The sequence below is a fragment of the Bacillus sp. JJ1773 genome, from assembly GCF_036962035.1.
Lineage (GTDB): Bacteria > Bacillota > Bacilli > Bacillales > Cytobacillaceae > Cytobacillus.
The window spans coordinates 1-18,566 of record NZ_JBALNX010000105.1 but is presented as its reverse complement, the minus strand read 5'-3'; the positions used below and the strand labels follow the sequence as shown (position 1 = coordinate 18,566).

At 35.8% G+C, this 18,566-nt stretch carries 19 protein-coding genes and 1 pseudogene; 15 read left to right on the top strand and 5 right to left on the bottom strand.

Annotated features, from left to right (window positions below; genetic code table 11):
- Positions 1 to 183 precede the first annotated feature (183 nt).
- From allC to spxA, 4 genes are all read left to right on the top strand, one after another.
- Positions 184 to 1,416 carry an allantoate deiminase gene (gene allC, locus V7127_RS23615; protein ID WP_335490397.1) on the top strand — a complete coding sequence of 411 codons (1,233 nt, stop codon included), beginning with the start codon at positions 184 to 186 and terminating at the stop codon, positions 1,414 to 1,416.
- A gap of 73 nt (positions 1,417 to 1,489) precedes the next feature.
- The gene (allD, locus tag V7127_RS23610; RefSeq protein ID WP_335490394.1) at positions 1,490 to 2,539 is read left to right on the top strand and encodes an ureidoglycolate dehydrogenase; all 1,050 of its coding nucleotides are present in this window, start codon (positions 1,490 to 1,492) and stop codon (positions 2,537 to 2,539) included.
- 118 nt (positions 2,540 to 2,657) lie between these two features.
- Positions 2,658 to 3,269, top strand: a complete 612-nt coding sequence (locus V7127_RS23605; protein WP_335490391.1) for a nitroreductase family protein — start codon at positions 2,658 to 2,660, stop codon at positions 3,267 to 3,269.
- A gap of 189 nt (positions 3,270 to 3,458) precedes the next feature.
- A complete protein-coding gene (spxA, locus tag V7127_RS23600) occupies positions 3,459 to 3,854 on the top strand; it encodes a transcriptional regulator SpxA (RefSeq protein WP_335490388.1) in 396 nt (131 codons plus the stop codon).
- 113 nt (positions 3,855 to 3,967) lie between these two features.
- Here spxA and V7127_RS23595 read toward each other — a convergent pair whose 3' ends face one another.
- The 3 genes from V7127_RS23595 to V7127_RS23585 all read right to left on the bottom strand — a co-directional run bounded on the left by V7127_RS23595 (position 3,968) and on the right by V7127_RS23585 (position 5,737).
- Entirely contained in the window at positions 3,968 to 4,603 is a 636-nt protein-coding gene (locus V7127_RS23595) for an FMN-dependent NADH-azoreductase (RefSeq protein WP_335490385.1), read from the bottom strand.
- Between the two features lie 196 nt (positions 4,604 to 4,799).
- Positions 4,800 to 5,117 (bottom strand): winged helix-turn-helix transcriptional regulator, encoded by a 318-nt coding sequence (locus V7127_RS23590; RefSeq protein ID WP_335347596.1) that lies wholly within the window; start codon positions 5,115 to 5,117, stop codon positions 4,800 to 4,802.
- A 281-nt stretch (positions 5,118 to 5,398) separates the two neighbouring features.
- Positions 5,399 to 5,737: a 2Fe-2S iron-sulfur cluster-binding protein gene (locus V7127_RS23585; RefSeq protein WP_335490382.1), complete on the bottom strand. Its 339-nt coding sequence runs from the start codon at positions 5,735 to 5,737 to the stop codon at positions 5,399 to 5,401.
- Positions 5,738 to 6,080: 343 nt separating this feature from the next.
- Between V7127_RS23585 and V7127_RS23580 the strand changes: the two genes are divergently transcribed.
- The 6 genes from V7127_RS23580 to V7127_RS23555 all read left to right on the top strand — a co-directional run bounded on the left by V7127_RS23580 (position 6,081) and on the right by V7127_RS23555 (position 12,200).
- On the top strand, positions 6,081 to 7,022 hold the full coding sequence (locus tag V7127_RS23580) for a ring-cleaving dioxygenase (RefSeq protein ID WP_335490379.1): 942 nt from the start codon (positions 6,081 to 6,083) through the stop codon (positions 7,020 to 7,022).
- 14 nt (positions 7,023 to 7,036) lie between these two features.
- Complete coding sequence (locus V7127_RS23575) at positions 7,037 to 8,095, top strand: LLM class flavin-dependent oxidoreductase (protein ID WP_335490376.1); 1,059 nt, start codon at positions 7,037 to 7,039, stop codon at positions 8,093 to 8,095.
- Positions 8,096 to 8,107: 12 nt separating this feature from the next.
- Entirely contained in the window at positions 8,108 to 8,674 is a 567-nt protein-coding gene (locus tag V7127_RS23570) for an NADPH-dependent FMN reductase (RefSeq protein WP_335490373.1), read from the top strand.
- Between the two features lie 255 nt (positions 8,675 to 8,929).
- Complete coding sequence (locus V7127_RS23565) at positions 8,930 to 10,378, top strand: GMC family oxidoreductase (RefSeq protein ID WP_335490370.1); 1,449 nt, start codon at positions 8,930 to 8,932, stop codon at positions 10,376 to 10,378.
- Between the two features lie 277 nt (positions 10,379 to 10,655).
- Entirely contained in the window at positions 10,656 to 11,498 is an 843-nt protein-coding gene (locus V7127_RS23560; RefSeq protein WP_335490367.1) for a pirin family protein, read from the top strand.
- A gap of 156 nt (positions 11,499 to 11,654) precedes the next feature.
- Positions 11,655 to 12,200, top strand: coding sequence for an NADPH-dependent FMN reductase (locus tag V7127_RS23555; protein ID WP_335490364.1), 546 nt, complete (start codon positions 11,655 to 11,657; stop codon positions 12,198 to 12,200).
- 151 nt (positions 12,201 to 12,351) lie between these two features.
- Here V7127_RS23555 and V7127_RS23550 read toward each other — a convergent pair whose 3' ends face one another.
- Entirely contained in the window at positions 12,352 to 13,611 is a 1,260-nt protein-coding gene (locus V7127_RS23550) for a hypothetical protein (RefSeq protein WP_335490361.1), read from the bottom strand.
- A 490-nt stretch (positions 13,612 to 14,101) separates the two neighbouring features.
- Here V7127_RS23550 and V7127_RS23545 point away from each other — a divergent pair, with 490 nt between their 5' ends.
- The 5 genes and pseudogenes from V7127_RS23545 to V7127_RS23525 all read left to right on the top strand — a co-directional run bounded on the left by V7127_RS23545 (position 14,102) and on the right by V7127_RS23525 (position 17,312).
- Positions 14,102 to 14,791, top strand: coding sequence for a cell wall hydrolase (locus V7127_RS23545; protein ID WP_335490358.1), 690 nt, complete (start codon positions 14,102 to 14,104; stop codon positions 14,789 to 14,791).
- Positions 14,792 to 14,902: 111 nt separating this feature from the next.
- A pseudogene (locus V7127_RS23540) lies at positions 14,903 to 15,442 on the top strand (L,D-transpeptidase).
- An 82-nt stretch (positions 15,443 to 15,524) separates the two neighbouring features.
- Complete coding sequence (locus V7127_RS23535; protein ID WP_335354503.1) at positions 15,525 to 15,662, top strand: BA3454 family stress response protein; 138 nt, start codon at positions 15,525 to 15,527, stop codon at positions 15,660 to 15,662.
- Positions 15,663 to 15,901: 239 nt separating this feature from the next.
- Positions 15,902 to 16,522 (top strand): sporulation-specific diadenylate cyclase CdaS, encoded by a 621-nt coding sequence (gene cdaS / locus V7127_RS23530; protein WP_335354502.1) that lies wholly within the window; start codon positions 15,902 to 15,904, stop codon positions 16,520 to 16,522.
- Positions 16,523 to 16,691: 169 nt separating this feature from the next.
- Positions 16,692 to 17,312: a nitroreductase family protein gene (locus tag V7127_RS23525; RefSeq protein ID WP_335346802.1), complete on the top strand. Its 621-nt coding sequence runs from the start codon at positions 16,692 to 16,694 to the stop codon at positions 17,310 to 17,312.
- A 68-nt stretch (positions 17,313 to 17,380) separates the two neighbouring features.
- On the opposite strand, the gene V7127_RS23520 is transcribed toward V7127_RS23525, so the two are convergent.
- A partial coding sequence (locus V7127_RS23520) for a glycosyl hydrolase family 18 protein (RefSeq protein WP_335490355.1) occupies positions 17,381 to 18,566 on the bottom strand: 1,186 nt, incomplete at its 5' end.

Here is an 18,566-nt window from a genome sequence, read left to right as displayed (position 1 = left end):
ATTTATTTTTTATAGATGACAATAATATAATACGTTATTTTAAAAGGTTTATTCTATTTACGAAAATAAAATCTTATTATTGACGAATACTAAATCCGGGTGTATTATGGTTACGTAAAGTTAACAGGTAAATAAATTGTAACCTTTATTATAGTTTAATAAATTTAGAAAGGATAGATGAAGATGAAAGACTTAACAAAAGAATTTGCTCACCTAGTAGATTGGCTAGGGGAATATGGAAAGGATCCTAAAGGTGGTGTAACCCGCCTGCTTTATACGAAAGAGTGGATTGAAGCACAAAAAGCATTAGACAAGCTGATGCAAGAAGATGGATTGACTACTCTTTATGATGAAGTTGGAAATTTATTCGGCCGCTTAGAAGGTAGTAAGTATAAAAATGAAACAATTTTAACTGGTTCTCATGTTGATACAGTTAAAAATGCAGGTAAATTAGATGGTGCATACGGAATTTTAGCTGGTATCTTAGCTATTCGATACTTAAAGGAAACATACGGGAAGCCTTTACGTAATCTTGAAGTCGTTTCGTTTGCTGAAGAAGAAGGAAGCCGTTTCCCTTATGCTTTCTGGGGTTCAAAAAACCTTGTTGGAATGGCAAAGAAAGAGGATGTTGAAAACATATCAGATTTCAATGGTGTTCCATTCGTAGATGCTATGAGAGAAGCAGGTTTTAATTTTAGGGAAGAATCAAAAGCGTTTCGTACAGATTTAAAAGGTTTTATTGAAATTCATATTGAACAAGGCAATGTATTAGAAAATGAAGGAAAAAGCGTTGGGGTTGTTCACAGCATTGTCGGTCAAAGACGTTTTACGATTGACGTAACAGGTGTAGCGAATCATGCAGGCACAACGCCGATGGGGTATCGTAAGGATGCTGTATTTGCAGCAAGCCAAATGATTCAAGACGTGATTAATAAGGCAATAGAGTATGGTGATCCACTTGTTGCTACAGTAGGAAAAATCGAAGTCAAACCGAACATCGTGAATGTTGTACCAGGGGGAGCATTATTCACGTTGGATGTTCGACATACAGAAAAAGAAGTACTTGTAAAGTTCACTGATGAATTAACTAGTATCATAAACAGGATTGCCAGTGAGTCCGGTGTAGAGGTTAAAATCGATATGTGGATGGACGAGGAACCAATTCCTATGGATCAACAAATCGTTGAAGCCATTGAGAAACAAACGAAAGAAAATGGTTTGAATTACAAAATGATGCATAGCGGCGCAGGTCATGATTCGCAAATCATTGCCCCAATTGTGCCAACAGCGATGATATTTGTGCCAAGCCGTAATGGGATTAGTCACAATCCATTAGAATATACAAGCCCAGAAGAGTTAGCAACGGGTGTGAAAGCGTTGATTAAATCACTTTATGTTTTGGCGTATAAAGAGTAAAAATGTTTACTAGTTAAAATGGAAAATTATCTAAATTAGACAATTATATTAATCAAACTAGGAGATGAATGGCATGAAAACAACGAAAGAAGCATTAAAAAAATTAATGACAGTGAAATTAAATAAAGCAGGGCTTTCCGAAGAACATGCTGAGGGAGTTGCTGATGTATTGGCATATGCAGATGCACGAGGAATTCATTCCCACGGAGCAATGCGGGTGGAGTATTACGCAGAAAGAATCGCAAAAGGCGGCATTAACACAAAACCGAATTTCAATTTTGAAAAAACAGGACCAAGTTCAGCGATATTTGATGGCGATAATGGCGTTGGGCATGTAGCTGCAAAAATAGGGATGGATCACGCGATCGATATGGCGAAAGAATCTGGGATTGCAGTCGTCGGCGTTAGAAGGATCGGTCACAGTGGAGCCCTTTCATACTTTGTCCAACAGGCTGCTGAACAAGGCTTAATTGGCATTTCAGTTGTTCAATCGGATCCAATGGTTGTGCCTTTTGGTGGAAGTGAACCGTACTATGGAACAAATCCAATTGCGTTTGCAGCCCCTGGTAAAAATGACGATATGATCGTCTTTGATATGGCAACGACAGTTCAAGCATGGGGGAAAATTCTTCATGCACGCTCGAAGAATGAATCCATCCCGAATACATGGGCGGTAGATAAAAACGGTGAGTCGACAACAGATCCATTTAAAGTCAATGCTTTACTCCCAATTGCAGGTCCGAAAGGCTATGGATTAATGATGATGGTGGATGTTTTATCAGGTGTTTTACTTGGCTTGCCATTCGGAAATAAAGTTTCATCTATGTATAATGATTTAAGTGAAGGCCGTAATTTAGGTCAGCTTCATATTGTTATCAATCCAGCATACTTTACAGACTTAACAAAATTTAAAGAAAACATTTCTAATACAATGAGCGATTTAAACAATATTAAACCAGCACCTGGTTTTGAACGAGTGCTTTATCCTGGTCAAAACTCTGTTATTGCCGAACAACAATCAGAAAAAGAAGGAATTGAAATTGTTGACGATGTATACCGATATCTTGAGTCGGATGTTGTTCACTACAATAAGTATGACAATAAAGATCCATTTGCAAAATAGTTTTTGAGGCTAACTATTAAGCAACCAGATTTTAATTTTTAATAGATATTTTTAAACCCATATATCTCAAATTAGAGATGATTAAATTTAGATATTTTTAAATGGAGGAATATTTAATATGACAACTGCTACAAAAACAGATTTTTACACTGCAATTAAAGAAAGACGTTCTTACTATGGCATTAATAAAGAAGTAAAGGTATCTGATGAAAGAATTAAAGAAATCGTTGAATTTGCCGTAAAATACACTCCATCTGCTTTCAATTCACAAACTGCACGTCTAGTTGTATTGACAGGAGAAGCGCATGATAAATTATGGAACATTACAACAGAAACGTTAAGAAAAGTGGTTGGAGAAGGAAATTTTGAAGGAACTCAGCAAAAAATGGATTCCTTTAAAGCTGGATATGGAACAGTATTATTTTTTGAAGATGAAGCAATTGTGAAATCTCTTCAAGAACAATTTGCTTTATATGCGGACAATTTCCCGATCTGGTCAAATCAAGCATCAGGTATGCATCAATTAGTGATTTGGTCAGCATTAGAAGCTGAAGGATTAGGAGCGTCTTTACAACACTATAATCCGTTAATTGATGAAGAAGTCAAGCAAGAATGGAATATCCCAAGCAATTGGAAGCTGATTGCTCAAATGCCATTTGGCAATCCAATTTCTCAACCAGGCGAAAAAGAATTTCAGCCAGTTGAAGATCGTGTTAGATTTTATAAATAACACACAAAGGAATTAATAAAAAAATACCTCCCTATCATTTTGATGAGGAGGTATTTTTAACATTTATAATTTCATTTTAATAATTCGATTAGTGGAATGGTGCATAAAATCAGGCTGCAGACTTTTTGATCTTACCGAAAGTAAACAAATTGATTTTAGATACATTGCTTAGGGAGAGTGATTTTTAACATGGTTACGCTATATACATCACCAAGTTGTGCTTCTTGTCGCAAAGCAAAAGCTTGGCTTAGTAAATATGAAATTGATTATGAGGAAAGAAATATTGTTTCTACACCGTTGACGATTAATGAGATTAGAGGAATTCTTCGTATGACAGAAGATGGAACAGATGAAATTATTTCAGAAAGATCAGCTGTATTTCAAGAATTGAATATAAATATAGATTCTCTTTCACTTTCAGAATTATATCAAACAATCAAAGATCACCCTAAATTATTACGAAGACCACTAATTCTTGATGAAAAAAGGTTACAAGTGGGATTTAATGAAGAAGAAATTCGCAGATTTTTGCCTCGCCAAGTTCGTACACTCCATCATGATGAAGCTCAAAGAATGGTCAATTAATATAGACAACTATTTGGGATTAAAATAATATGTAATGGAAGTAATGCTCCTTATAATCATGTATTTAGACAAGAGTGTCAAATACATAATTATAAGGTTTTTTTATTATAGACCTAAAAGCTTTTTGCTGCTTCAATTGCTTTTGCAATAGCTTTTTCTTTAATCTCTTGAGCCTTTTCTGGAAATCTCTTATGCCCTTCTATAAATATACCTTCAAAAGAAGATACTTCAAAGAATTTCATCATAACTTCTAAGTAACGATGACCCATTTCCATATCAGCATCTGGTCCTTCTGAATAAATATCTCCACGGGCTTGAATGTGTATTGCCTTTTTACCTGTTAACAAACCAACTGATTTTTCTTTAGAGTATTTGAAAGTTTTTCCAGACACAGCTACACCATCAATATACGTTTTCATTATAGCTGGTATAGAAAAGTTCCACATTGGTGTAACAAATATATATTTATCAGCTAATAAAAATTGTCCCCCTAATTCAGCTAAACGACCTACTTTCGATCTTTCGCTTGGTAATAACTGATCAAATGAAATACCTGTCCGAAGTTTTTCCCAACCACTAAACACATCGGCATCAAGATATGGAATATTAGCCTTGTATAAGTCAAGATGAACTATTTCATCATTAGGATGTAAATCTCTATATGATTTGATAAATGCTTCTCCTACTTCCATACTATAAGATCCAGTTTCATCATGCGGATTCGCTGTAATATAAAGAACATTTGACATGTGTATCTTTTCCTGCCTTTCTAAAATCAAGAATACTCTCTGCTTCTGTGCTGAATGATAATCAAGCAACTGTATTCTTGATTATTGTTGTTTATTCAATGATGATATCGTTTATCTCTAATGAAAAATCACGAGTTGATACTTCTTTCTAATGGAGCTATAGTGATGCAAAAGTTGAACTATTCACTCGTCTACATTAATCCTTAATCCAATCTTCAGCCCAACCACTGATTGGCCCAAGAATTTTTCCTAATTCAGTTCCTTTTTTTGTGAGCAAATACTCTGTCCGAATAGGGCGTTCAGGTATGACATGACGTACAACTATTCCGTGTTCCTCCAGTTCTTTCATTCTTTCCGTGAGCACTCGTTTACTTAAATCTGGAATTGTTGCATGAATTTCACTAAAACGTTTGGGTCCACCAATTAACACATATATAATTAACCCAGTCCATCTTTTTCCGATTAGTTCAAAGGATTTTTCTACCTTAGGGCAAAGATCTTGCGGCTCGCTCATCTCCCTACATCTCCTTATTATCACTTTGTATAATGAAACTCCTGTATATTTATTGTAACCTAAATTGCTTTACTAATGAAGATAAAAATTGTTTGTTAACTATAAAATGATTAATGATAGCAATAACTTGAAAGCTATTATAAGTACCAAAATACGAGAATAACAAATATACTAATTATAAAAAGTAACCGATAAATTAGACGGGTTAAACCGGAATTTTATATGCTTGACTGTTAGGTTTTCATCCAATAATTGGTATGTAAAATGAACTGCAAGCAAATTTAATCAGATGGTCTTGGACCGGCAGCAAGGCCAGAGTTTTCTACTGTCATAATTGGACGAACAGTAATATCTTTATTCACAATAATTTGACAAGATAAACGAAGACAATCATCAAATAATTGATCATCATTCAATCCTTTAGCCACAAATGCATTTTTTTCATTGCTAGTTACTTCAAGATAATCACCTGTCAAAACTTCTACTCTACAAGTTGTACATTTTGCTTTACCGCCACAGCGATGGAGAATATTTACACCATTATCTTCTAATGCTAATACTAACTTTTTTCCCAATTCTACTTCAAAAGTACCTTGACCAATTACAGTAATATAGGGCATTTTAAATCCACCTCACAAAAAATGATTAATCAAAAATGTTTTTTCTTCATGATTAGTTATTCTCATACTTAGCAACATTAAGACATAAAAATGATTTTTTTCGCTAATAACACAAACATTTACTACGTTTTAGAACTTAAAGGATTACTTAAAAATTAAAAATCTCGAATTCGAGATTTTATTCTTGCTTTCATATCAATTGAGTGGTAAAGTGATGTTAGAGGTTAATATTAGTAATGTAGTACAAAATAATAACACGTATCGTAAGCATAGAAAAAACTTAACAATAAAATTTTTTACTCATTCACTTGATTAATCAAGTTAAATCTAAGGAGGAAGTACGATGTATAAAATTCCTGGGCATCATCATATTTCAATGATCACTAAGAACTCTCAATTAAATAATCATTTTTATCAAAACGTGTTAGGTCTTCGGCGCGTGAAAAAGACCGTTAACCAAGATGATCCTTCCATGTATCACTTATTTTACGGAGATTTAACCGGAAGTGCAGGTACAGAACTATCCTTTTTTGAAATGCCGTTAGCGGGAAGAACACATCGCGGAACAAATGCTATTACTCAAATCGGCTTACTCGTACCATCATTGGAAAGTCTTAAATATTGGAAAAAACGCTTTGAGCAATTTGAAGTTAAGCACAGTGAAATCACAACCTATGCAGGTAGAGCAGCACTTCCATTTGAAGATTCAGAAGGGTTGCGACTTGTTTTATTAAATAATAATGGAGAAGAGATACCAGATTACTGGATGGCTTGGGAAGATTCATCTGTAGAGCCTGAGCATCGTATTTTAGGAATGGGAACTGTGGAAATTACAGTGCGCTACTTGGAACGAACAGCTAAAACTTTAACAGAAATGTTTGGTTATATTGAAGTGGTGCGCACAGAAGATGAAGCAAACTTTCAGTCTGTTGCCGGTCAAGCATTCGGTGAAATTGTTGTAAAGCAGCAAGAGGGGCCAAGTGAAAGGCCAGGGCGTGGGAGTATTCATCATTTAGCCATTCGTGTAAAAAACGAGGAAGAACTCCTGTTTTGGAATGAAGAAGTGAAAAAACGTGGATTCTATTCATCAGGCATTGTTGATCGTTTTTACTTTCAAAGCTTATATTTCCGTGATTCTAATGGGATTTTATTCGAAATTGCAACAGATGGACCTGGATTTACAACAGATTCTTCAATTGAAGATTTAGGAAAGAATTTAGATTTACCGCCATTTTTAGAAGAGAAACGTGCAGAAATTGAAGCCAAATTAAAGCCGCTTGATTAAGGGGAGATAAGAAAATGGAAAAATATCGTATCGATTTAAACAAAGGACTAGAATTTGGATTATATTCAATTGGTGATCATTTACTAAACCCATATACAGGAAGTCGCATTAGCGCTGAGCAACGCATTCGCGAATTAATTGAAGCAAGTAAGCTAGCAGATGAAGCGGGACTAGATGTTTTTGCTGTTGGTGAAAGTCATCAAACGCATTTTACAACGCAAGCACATACAGTCATTTTAGGTGCTATTGCACAAGCGACAAAAAATATAAAAATTGCGAGTTCGGCAACGGTGTTAAGTGTATCAGACCCCGTTCGTGTATATGAGGATTTTGCAACACTCGATTTAATCTCAAATGGCCGGGCTGAAATTGTCGCTGGTCGGGGATCAAGAATTGGTGCATATAGTTTGCTTGGATATGATGTCCGTGATTATGAAGAATTATTTGAAGAAAAATTAGAGCTGCTGTTGAAGATAAATAATGAGGAAAGAGTGACGTGGGAAGGGCAATTCCGTGCACCACTGGAAAATGCCTATATTCTTCCTCAGCCTCTAAATGGCCATATGCCGATTTGGCGTGCTGTTGGCGGTCCGCCTGCGAGTGCCATTAAAGCAGGCAATGCAGGAGTACCAATGATGCTAACAACACTTGGGGGCCCAGCGAAAAATTTTAAAATATCTGTAGATGCTTATCGTGAAGCTGCAGCACAAAATGGATTTGACTCAAGCGAGTTGCCTATTGCCACAACGAGCTTATTTTACACGGCAGAAAATTCACAGGATGCACTTCGTGAGTACTATCCACATGTGAATACAGGGATGCAGGCATTAAGAGGCGGCGGTTATCCGAAGCAACAATTCGCTCAGGCAGTTGACTATCGAGATGCATTAATGATTGGCAGCCCACAGCAAATTATTGAAAAAATGCACTATCAATATGAATTATACGGACAACAGAGATTCATGGCACAAATTGATTTTGGTGGTGTGCCATTCGATAAAATATTGAAAAACATCGAATTGATAGCAACAGAAATTTTGCCTGCAGTAAGAAAATTTACAGTTAAAAAATAGGGGGCAAGTAAAATGAAAATAGTCGGTTTATCAGGTTCAAAGGTTGGTTCTAAAACAAGAACAGCGATGAACTACACATTAAAATCTGCAAGTGAAAAATATCCAGACGCAGAAATTACGCTTATTGATTTAGCAGAATTTGAAGTTCAGTTCAGTGATGGACGTAATTATTGGGAGTATGCAGGCGATACAAAATATGTAGCCGAAAAAATAATGGAGGCAGATGCCATTATTATAGGCACACCAGTGTTCCAAGCATCCATCCCAGCTACATTAAAAAATATATTTGATTTACTGCCAGTAAACGCATTTCGCGACAAAGTTGTCAGTATGCTCGTGACAGCTGGCACTCCAAAGCATTACTTAATGGCAGAACAACAATTAAAACCCGTCTTGGCTTATATGAAGGCTCAAATCGTACAGACTTACGTATTTATTGAAGAAAAAGATTTCCTTCGAAAAGAAATTACAAATGATGATGTGCTGTTCCGTATCGAGCGTTTAGTCGAAGATACAGTAGTACTAACGGAAACATATGCGAAAATTCGCAAAGCTAAAGAAGCAGAATACGATTTTTAATAGAATTATAATATCAAAACTTGCTACCGAATAACACCCATAGCGACAATATGATTCAAAGGTATGATGAATGAATTAGGAAAAATATTGATACTGAAAAGGTTTTGACCGCTGGCTGACTTGAAAGGTTTTAACAAGACTTTTTATGGTCAGTTTCTTTTAGATTTAAGCTATTAATAACCCTAACTTGACATATTGGAAAAGCCATGTGGCATAAATTGAATTGAAAATAAATATGTGTTAGGGCGGGTGATTATGATGGTTGTGAAATATAAGAATAATTGGATTCCTATTAAAACACTTGAAGAGATGTCCAAGACCAATTACGACGTCCTGATTGTCGGTTCAGGTCCCGGGGGAGGGGCAACTTTACAAAGACTTTGTGAGTTGTGGAAGAGTCAAGGAGCCAAAAAGATTGGAATAATTGAAAAGGGTGATAAGTTATTTCATTCCCATTCCCTTAATATTCCTACGCAGAATGTGAATACAGCCCGAGATGTCCTTCTTCCTGATAATTCAACAGCTTTAGGTAAACGGTTACCACAATTTTCAGGAGCTACAATGGTATATGCACTTGGAGGCAGGTCATTGTTCTGGAATGCAGCCACTCCGCGCCCTATTCGGTCTGAGCTTAGTAAATGGCCAATTCATCCCCGTGAAATAAATGTATATTATGGGATGGCCGAAAAATTATTACATGTTACAAGAGATTATGCTAAGGGCTCATCGATGCAAAATGTTATGTTAAAGCGACTCCATGCAAACGGGATTTTGGAAGCTGATGACATGCCTTTAGCTTTTGATATGACTCCATCCCGGCAAGGTGAAGTCCACTCAAATCCATGGTTTAGTTCGATCAATGCTTTAGCTGCTGCCTTGTTTGATCGGCCATATGACCTTGCAGTTAACGCTTATGCTTCTAGAATTATTGCTGAAAGTGGAAGAGTGTCGGGTGTCGAAGTATTTTCTGAAGACAAGAGGTCTCATATACTTCGCGCCAAAAATGTCGTAGTATCGGCTAGTACGTTAGAAACTCCGCGTCTATTGCTTAATTCTGGAATCCAAGGGCCTGCAATTGGGCGTTATTTAACAGGGCATGTATCCATTATTGGAATTGGAACAATCGATCGAAGACAGTTCTCTGACAAACTGGGCAATCTCGCTGTATTGAAATTTGAGACAAATGAGTCTCCATATCAAATTCAGATTCTTGGGCCAGACCAATACTTTTCATATCAGCAGTTTGAAGACAAAGCATTAAAGGATCAGCTTATGGTTGTCTACGCATCCTTTGGAAGGGTGGAGCCTCGAGCTGAGAACAGAGTGTACCTTACGGCTGAGAAGGATGAGTTCGGTGTACCGTTACAGCAAGTCCAATACTCTTTAAGCAACAAAGACCGTCAAGTAGCAAACCAGGTTGCCCAAGGCATTAGACAATCTGCAGCTGCTATGGGCGTGACTCTGGATGAATCTTCTTTGGCGCTGAGGCCGCCAGGGGCAGATATGCATGAGGCGAGTACAAGCAGAATGGGAGATGATCCTTCGACATCAGCGACTAACCGTCAAGGTCAAGTACATGGGGTTCAAGGGCTATTTGTAGCTGATAATAGTGTGCTTCCTTCATTAACTGCGGCTGGACCTGTACTTTCAAATGTTGCTTTGGCCATTAGACTGGCAGATCATATCGTTCGACAGTCACAGTAACATCGTATTAATAAATTGATAGCTTTCTCGATTGCAAATGTTCTTTCGTATCTTTCAATGTCAAATAATAGGTGATTATCCTAAAATCAAAATAAAAGTTAGTAAGTTAAAACCAACTTTTACTAGAGAAAAGTTGGTTTTTAATTTTTCTAATTGATTGACACAGACAAAGATAAAACGTAAAATTATCTCACATTAAAGATATTTAATTTAAAGATATTAGCTTTTAATTAGTGTCATAGAAAAATGTAAATTAATTAAAGGGGTGGATAATAAAATGAGTAGCCAAAATGTCTGGTCCAGAGGAATTAGAAGTGTAAAAAATGTCTCTTTTCAGGAAAATTCGCCAACTCATAAAGTTGGATTCGTTTTAGAACCGGGTAATTGGGAAGAATATGATCCATTTCTATTGATGGCGGAAGATTTTTTCCAGCGGGGGACATTCGGAATGCACCCGCATCGTGGAATAGAAACTGTAACATATGTGATTGATGGAAAGCTTGAACACTTGGATAACAAAACAGGCGGAGGGGAATTATTACCCGGAGATGTTCAATGGATGACAGCTGGTAAAGGGATCATTCATACAGAGGACCCTGCTTTGGGAGAAACCGTTCATTCCCTGCAGTTATGGGTGAATCTGCCTAGTGATAAAAAAATGACAGAACCTCGTTATCAGAATATGCGTGCACAGGATATGCCAGTTCGTATTGAAGATGGCGCAGTCATCCGTGTCTTTTCAGGCTCATCAATGGGTGTTACGGCCGGCACGGAAAATCACGTACCTGTTACAATGGTAGAGATTATACTTGAACCGAATAAAACTGTCATCCAGGATCTGCCTGGTGGCTATAATGGATTTCTATATATAATAGAAGGAAAAGGTACTTTTGGCAGTAAAAATACGGATGGCGAGAAAGGTCAAGTTCTTTGGTTGGAACGTGGAAAGGATGCCGAAAAGAGTGAAGTGAAGATTCAATCTAAAGAAAAATTACACGTCTTATTATATGCTGGCCAACCCATTAGAGAAAATGTTGTCGCTCGTGGTCCATTTGTGATGAATTCGGAAGAAGAGATTGTACAAGCATACAAGGATTTCAGAGAAGGGAAATTCGAATAAAAAAATATGTGACGATCTAGCCTAACTGAACATTCCTCAGTTGGGCTTTTTTAATATGCGAAGTATATGCCGAGATAGCATATAAGATGAACAAAGAGGGAAAATTGAGTATAAATATGATTTTGAATCAGGATTTATACCAGGAGGAAAACTTTCATGAAAATCGCTGCAATTATTGGCAGTAATCGTAAAGGATCTTACAACAGAAAGCTGACTGCTTTTATTCAAGAACGTTTTCAAGAGAAAAATGAAATTGAAATTTTAAAAATTGAACAGTTACCAATGTACAGTGAGGATGATGAGTTTAATTCTTCTTCAATCGTAACGGAAATTAAGCAAAAGATTTCAGAAAGTGATGGTGTTTTAATTTCTACACCTGAATATAATCATTCCATCCCAGGACTCTTAAAAAATGCGCTCGATTGGGTTTCTAGAGTTGATACGGTTATGGTTAACAAACCGGTTATGATCATCGGCAGTACGACAGGAGCCCTAGGAACTGTTCGTGCTCAGATTCATCTTCGTCAAATTCTAAATTCGCCAGGCATTTCTGCCCTTATCTTACCTGGAAATGAAGTTTATATTACTTTTGTACATGAGAAAATGAATAAAACGGGAGAGTTGATACATGAGCCAACTATTCAAATTTTGGATCGAACGATGAATAATTTTATTGATTGGATAGGAAAAAATAAATTGTAAAAAAGTAAGGTCTATACCCTTTAGTCTTATAGTTAAAGGGGTATCGACCTTTTTTATGTTTATAGAAATTTGAGAGAGAAGTAAGGAGGAAAAACTCAGAAAATAAGATAATTTTTAGTTTATATCTGGGAAATGCTAATACCCCATTTAGTTACGGTTTATATTTTTGTGAATTTTCCCCATTAACTATAATTTCTCCGCTGACGTTGAACTTCGTAACTTCGCCGCCTTCCAATGCGTAATTCGTAACATTGTCTCCATAAGTAATAATGTCTCCATTAATGGTCAAACTTTCAACTTTGCCTCCTGATTTAATACTTATTGCATTTGCCGCAAGCTTTGTTATTACGCCTTTGACTAGGGAATTACCCACAGAGCCATATGTTGTTACGTTTTCTTCCACAGTCATATTTCCAATGGGCTTGCTCACTTGTACGCCTATTGAGCCATCACCATAGGTAGTGATGGATTTAAACTTAATATTTTCAACCGTACCGTCATATTGGTTAAAGCCCCTAGCACCTAACCCATATGTAATAATATCTTGTGCCAAGAAATCTTTTACTGTACCAAAATTCACGAATCCAATACCGCTTGGGCCATAAGATACGATTGGATAATTACTAACCCATTTTTCAACTTTGCCCCACGTATCCAGGACCATATCATTAACACCATAAGTCACAAGCTCACCGTGATGTTCAACTGTTTTTGCCTCAACACCATAAACAATGAAAACAGCAGCAGTAATGATATCTGCTGTACCATAGGGTAACATACCATTTGAATATACAGCACCTGTGGTTAGTGTTTCCAAATTAACTTTGCCACCTTCATCGCCAAAACCACAAACAAAAATGCCTGAGCCAATAACGGGAGCATTTTTAAAGCCTATGCAGATATTTGTTAATCTGCAATCAATCTTACTGTTTTCGTCAGAGTTAAAATTATAAACAGTCAGTGCCCCTTGGTATACATTAACGCCATACTTTTGTGGCTGCTCACTGTAATGTCTGGAATCGCAAGAAGTAATATGTATATTATCTGCAATCAGATTTATCTTGTCTGTTCCTGGCCTAGAAATAATTGAAACCTGCCCTGTAATATTCAAATTTTCAAGGACAATATTCCCCATATCTGGAATGCCGTAAACCGTATATATTGCTCGGTTAGCTTGTTTTGTCATCACTGTTAAGTTTGAGATTGTATTGTTGCGCGTCACACCAAAACCATCACTATTGTTAAAGCTCACCATACATGGACCGTTACTTTTTCCTATTAATTTGTAGCCTTCAGGTAAAGTAATGGAATGCGGGGAAAGAATTGATGTTTCTATCTCCAAAACTTGTGGTGTATTTTCTGAAATGGCTTGCATCAATTCTAAAAGTGTAGTTATTTTTGTTATTTTCATTTTAAAATTCTCCCTTAAATTCTTCTCCTTTTCGATCGAATCCAAAAAAACTCTACTGCTGAAATTATTCTTTCCGAGGAACCTCTCCTCCATACAAACAGCGGACTTTATCAGCTAATGATATATAGTTGGGTTATCGATTGCTGAGGATCGCCTAAACGTTATAGACCAAGATTGTAGGTATAAATCAAATTAAATTTTCGAATAAGGAATGAAGTTTATCATTACTTTTGTAGAAATTTGAAACAGAAGCCAAGAATAAGAAAATGGTAAAAGTGGGATAATTTTTATCTCTAATTCAAGATTTTTTAAGTTGAGATATTTGCGAGTTTGAGTTATGATGTGTTCATAGGTTATAAAAAGTAACCTTAAAACAAAAAGAAGACAAGGTGATGTGAAACCAATTTTATTTTCTGGCCTATTTAAGCTCTATTCCTAGGAACTGATCACTATAAGATATTTAAATATAAAACAACAGGGGGAATAGATTATGATTAAAACATTGAAAAAAACAATATTAACAGGAGCTGCGGCAGCAACCATTTTAGGAACAGCATTTACAACTATTTCGGGAGTAGAAGCAGCAGCACCCAGCAGATATACACAAAACCAAGAAGTGAAAGTGAATAATCACAAATATACACATCTTGAAAGATATAGCTATTCACAAATTAAACAATATGAATTTCGTTTCAAACAATTAGGCTATAACCTTTATGATCAGCACTCTATTATGAATTTTCAAAGGCATTATCATTTACATGCCGATGGGATTCTAGGAAGAGCTTCAATCGATAAATTAATGCGTGTAACGTATAACCAATATGAAGTTGATCTTTTAGCACGTGCTATTTATTTGCAAGCCAATAATCAACCATTCAGTGCCCAAATTAGAGTGGGTACTATAATATTGAATCGATTGCATCACAGTCAATATCCTAATTCCATCTATGGAGTTATTCAAAATGACAGCCAATTTAGACCAGTAATATTTGGAAGATATGCTGACATAAAACTTGATGCCAAATACTATCGTGCAGCCTATAAAGCCATTCAAGGTATTGACCCTACCCGAAATGAGCTTTATGTTCAAAATAAATTAAATATTAAAGCCACTAGCAGCATTTCATTAACAGAAACAGGAGAAATCACTTACGGACAAACCGTATTTACTAGATAAATAATTTTCCATTCAATGATATGACGTGCAAACCCAGCTAAGCATTTTTCGGTTGGGTTTGCAATTAAATATAATAGAGAGAAGGACAATAATTTGAATAGAGTAGTAAATATGATGATGCCGTTGATTATTTTAACTTTCTTTGTAGTTGGATTATCATATACACCTAATTCCGCCTATGCTGCTGAAAAAAATGGGGAAGATATCATCATTATTAATAAGAAGATAAATAAATTAGCCTATATTAATAGTCAAAACAAAATATACATTTTTTCCGTCGCAACTGGGAAAACAAAAGATTTAACTCCAGTTGGAGAATATAGAATTGTGAATAAAATAATTGACTGACCTTATTATAAAAAAAATATTCCTGGTGGAGCTCCTGAGAACCCATTAGGTCGTAGATGGCTTGGTTTGAACGTATATGGGACTCCTGGTAATACCTATGCAATACATGGAAATAATAACAAAAACGCTATCGGAAAGTATGTTACAGCAGGTTGCATAAGGATGAACAACAATGAAATCGAATGGCTGTTTGGAATGGCAAAAAATAATACGAAAGTATGGATAGTAGATTCTAACGAGACATTTGAAAAAATGGCGGCAAACAGATTACTCGAAAAAGGATCTTTTACTGCCAAAAGGTAAGTGCAGTTTTTTTAAAGCAAAAAAATAGAACATATAATTGTAAAAATACATTAATTGATGAAAATGAATGGAGGATTAAATTATGATAGAAGTAACTGTTACTGTTACTGTTAACGGTAAAAATTATTTAACAAATGTTATTGGTGATAAAGGAATAACATGTGACAAAATTAACCTTATAGCTAAAGAACAAGTATTAAAACAATTGAGAAATAAGTAACTCATAAAAAAATAAAAAGGGGCTATCCTAAGCAGTATGTTTACAACTTACTTAGGGAAGCCTCTACATCTTTCAAGGAGTTTTTTCGGCTCCTTTTTCAACAGTGAATAATTAAGGCTCATGTAGACAAACTTATGGTAGGCTCTGGTTATAAATTGAGTAACTTGTTTAATTATTTTACAAGTTGTAAATTTCATCATCCATATAAAATAATGATTACAAAAAGGAGGTATGGCTCCATGAATCAGAATAATTGCGACTTTTCACCGATGAAACAATCATTAAAAAAGGATATCGTCCAAGTTATTTCAGCCCTGCAGAGCAGCTTAGAAACAATGGATAATGAAAATTATTGCCTTCTTGGAAATTTTGAAAAAATAAAAAATCAATTTGTACATATTGAAATGAAAGCAGCTACTTTTTATTTAAACTGTTATTTATCTCCGTTTACGGATAAATATCCGGAATTATCAATCTGTGTACAAAATATGTCTGATCGGAGACATGGAGGATTAATTGTTATTAAACGAGAGGATTCTCTTGAATCTTTGATTCATCCTGGTATCTCAATAGGCGCAGAATTGAGCCATACTTTATTGGAATCAATTTTTTTTCCGGGAAATCCTCTACATGATGGGGCTGTGTTGGTAAGTCAAAATCATATCGTCTCCGCAGCTAATGTCCTCCCACTTTCTGACAAATATACGGGTGATAAAAAACTAGGTACACGTCATCGCTCTGCACTAGGTTTATCCGAAAAAAGTGACGCTCTTGTGCTTGTTGTATCTGAGGAGACGGGTAGAATCTCATTTGCTTTTAATGGAAGCTTGCACCCAATCACTACAGGAGAAATAATTTGAAGTTATAACCTAGGTTTTTCTAAGTCAAACGGAGAAGCCTAGGTTTTTAATTTAATTAAAACTCTTAAATTAAATATCTCAAATTAAAAACAAAATGTTTGCCCTTTTATCAATTGCCTAGTAAACTGAAAGTAGGATGCCTGAAAAAATTCAGTTGAGGTGTATGAACATGGAAACATTTGAACAGGTAGTTAGAGTAAGACGATCAGCAAGTAATTTTTTGGAAAATAATCCAATTTCAAAAAAAGAATTTGATGAAATTTTTGATCTTGTAAAAATGGGACCGTCTGCATTCAATCTCCAGCATACAAATTATCTAGTAGTAATGGATCCAGAGTTGAAGTTAGGCGTAAAAAAGGCAGCATATAATCAACATAAAGTTGGAACTGCTTCAGCAGTAATTATTGTTCTAGGTGATAAGAAGGCTTATCAAGATGTGGGGCAAATCAATGAAGGACTACTTGCTTTAGGAATATTAAGCAAACAAGAGTATGACAATGAAATACAAGATGTAACGTCTTTATATGATCAGAGAGGAGAAGTATTCCAGCGTGATGAAGCCATTCGTAATGCTTCACTGTCAGCGATGTTATTCATGCTTGCTGCTAAAAGCAAAGGCTGGGACACTTGTCCGATGATTGGGTTTGACCCAGAACAATTGAAAAAATTATTATCCATATCTGATCAATATGAACCAGTATTAATGATTGCCCTTGGAAAGGAAAAAGTACAGAGCAGAAAACCAAGAGGGTACCGTAAACCAGTTGACGAATTTGTTACATATATTTAAATGATCATGCAAAAAGTTATTTAAAAAACTGGTTTCACATTTATCTATAGGAAACCAGTTTTTTGTTATTAAATAATCTTTTTTGGAATCATAAATTCCCTTACTAGGATACCTGATTGGGGAAAATGTAATCCCAATTGCCAGGCCCCAACCCCTCTTAGACGATAATTAACCATTAGCTGAAGTTTTTGAGCTCGGGCTCTTGAATCTTCGAACCATACAATATGTCGCTTTCCCGTTTCGTCTCGATACTGATAGAAAGGCTGCTGATATTCTGATGAATATTGGATTGGCACTTGATATTTCATAGCTGTTTCTACTGCAGTAGAGACAGATACGGCACGGGCACTTTCTACTGTCCCATTTGCCATTGTCCAATTATATCCATAGCGTGGAACACCAAGGATAATTTTATTTCCTCTCATGTGATTAAGAGCATACTCGATTGTTTTTCTCACTTCCCCAATGGGAGCAGTAGGACCAGGTGAACTGCTTGTTTCGTGCCAGTCATAAGCCATAATAAAGACAAAATCAACAGCTGCTCCAATTCCTCCGTAATCATAAGCTTTTAACCAAGAAATTTCGTCACTTGTTTTAGCCGGTACCGCTACGGATGTATAATATCCTTCAGGCCTCAATCGATTACTTAAAGAACGTAAGAAGCCACTATACAAATCCCTTTCACTTTCGCGAATCCGTTCAAAATCAATATTTACACCTGCATAGCCTTTTGTTTTGACAAGGTTATAGATATTATTAATTAATCTTTCTCTAATTTCAGGAGTATTTAATACTTTTCTCGTTAATTCGGGACTAAATCCTGTCGGGGTCAAATTGGTGATAACGGCAAGGGGTGCAACCTTATTCTCTTTCACAATTCGAATAAGTTGCTGATCATCTAAAGTGCTCAAACTTCCATCTTCAAGAACATGGTATTCAAAAATTCCAAAAAAAGTATTAATCGGTGCGAAGGTTTGGACGATTACTTGATTCTTTTCAGGTGTAGAAGGTGTTATATAACTAAAACCTTCAGCTTCATACTTAAGTCTAGGGGGCAAATATAACCTCATTCCAACCATTAATATATCGGAGTGCAACCCGTTATATAAACGAATAGTTTCTATTGAAATTAAACTCATGTGAGAAATGGAATAAAGTGAATCCCCGGGCTGAACAATATATATATTAGTCGGAATTAGCAAATCTTGACCTGGTACTAATCTATCTGTTTTTAATCTGTTTATGTTGCGTATA

Excerpts from the sequence above, each read along its gene's own strand:
- allC (WP_335490397.1), top strand. The coding sequence starts at position 184 with ATGAAAGACTTAACAAAAGAATTTGCTCACCTAGTAGATTGGCTAGGG.
- allD (WP_335490394.1), top strand. The coding sequence starts at position 1,490 with ATGAAAACAACGAAAGAAGCATTAAAAAAATTAATGACAGTGAAATTA.
- V7127_RS23605 (WP_335490391.1), top strand. The coding sequence starts at position 2,658 with ATGACAACTGCTACAAAAACAGATTTTTACACTGCAATTAAAGAAAGA.
- spxA (WP_335490388.1), top strand. The coding sequence starts at position 3,459 with ATGGTTACGCTATATACATCACCAAGTTGTGCTTCTTGTCGCAAAGCA.
- V7127_RS23595 (WP_335490385.1), bottom strand. The coding sequence starts at position 4,603 with ATGTCAAATGTTCTTTATATTACAGCGAATCCGCATGATGAAACTGGA.
- V7127_RS23590 (WP_335347596.1), bottom strand. The coding sequence starts at position 5,117 with ATGAGCGAGCCGCAAGATCTTTGCCCTAAGGTAGAAAAATCCTTTGAA.
- V7127_RS23585 (WP_335490382.1), bottom strand. The coding sequence starts at position 5,737 with ATGCCCTATATTACTGTAATTGGTCAAGGTACTTTTGAAGTAGAATTG.
- V7127_RS23580 (WP_335490379.1), top strand. The coding sequence starts at position 6,081 with ATGTATAAAATTCCTGGGCATCATCATATTTCAATGATCACTAAGAAC.
- V7127_RS23575 (WP_335490376.1), top strand. The coding sequence starts at position 7,037 with ATGGAAAAATATCGTATCGATTTAAACAAAGGACTAGAATTTGGATTA.
- V7127_RS23570 (WP_335490373.1), top strand. The coding sequence starts at position 8,108 with ATGAAAATAGTCGGTTTATCAGGTTCAAAGGTTGGTTCTAAAACAAGA.
- V7127_RS23565 (WP_335490370.1), top strand. The coding sequence starts at position 8,930 with ATGATGGTTGTGAAATATAAGAATAATTGGATTCCTATTAAAACACTT.
- V7127_RS23560 (WP_335490367.1), top strand. The coding sequence starts at position 10,656 with ATGAGTAGCCAAAATGTCTGGTCCAGAGGAATTAGAAGTGTAAAAAAT.
- V7127_RS23555 (WP_335490364.1), top strand. The coding sequence starts at position 11,655 with ATGAAAATCGCTGCAATTATTGGCAGTAATCGTAAAGGATCTTACAAC.
- V7127_RS23550 (WP_335490361.1), bottom strand. The coding sequence starts at position 13,611 with ATGAAAATAACAAAAATAACTACACTTTTAGAATTGATGCAAGCCATT.
- V7127_RS23545 (WP_335490358.1), top strand. The coding sequence starts at position 14,102 with ATGATTAAAACATTGAAAAAAACAATATTAACAGGAGCTGCGGCAGCA.
- V7127_RS23535 (WP_335354503.1), top strand. The coding sequence starts at position 15,525 with ATGATAGAAGTAACTGTTACTGTTACTGTTAACGGTAAAAATTATTTA.
- cdaS (WP_335354502.1), top strand. The coding sequence starts at position 15,902 with ATGAATCAGAATAATTGCGACTTTTCACCGATGAAACAATCATTAAAA.
- V7127_RS23525 (WP_335346802.1), top strand. The coding sequence starts at position 16,692 with ATGGAAACATTTGAACAGGTAGTTAGAGTAAGACGATCAGCAAGTAAT.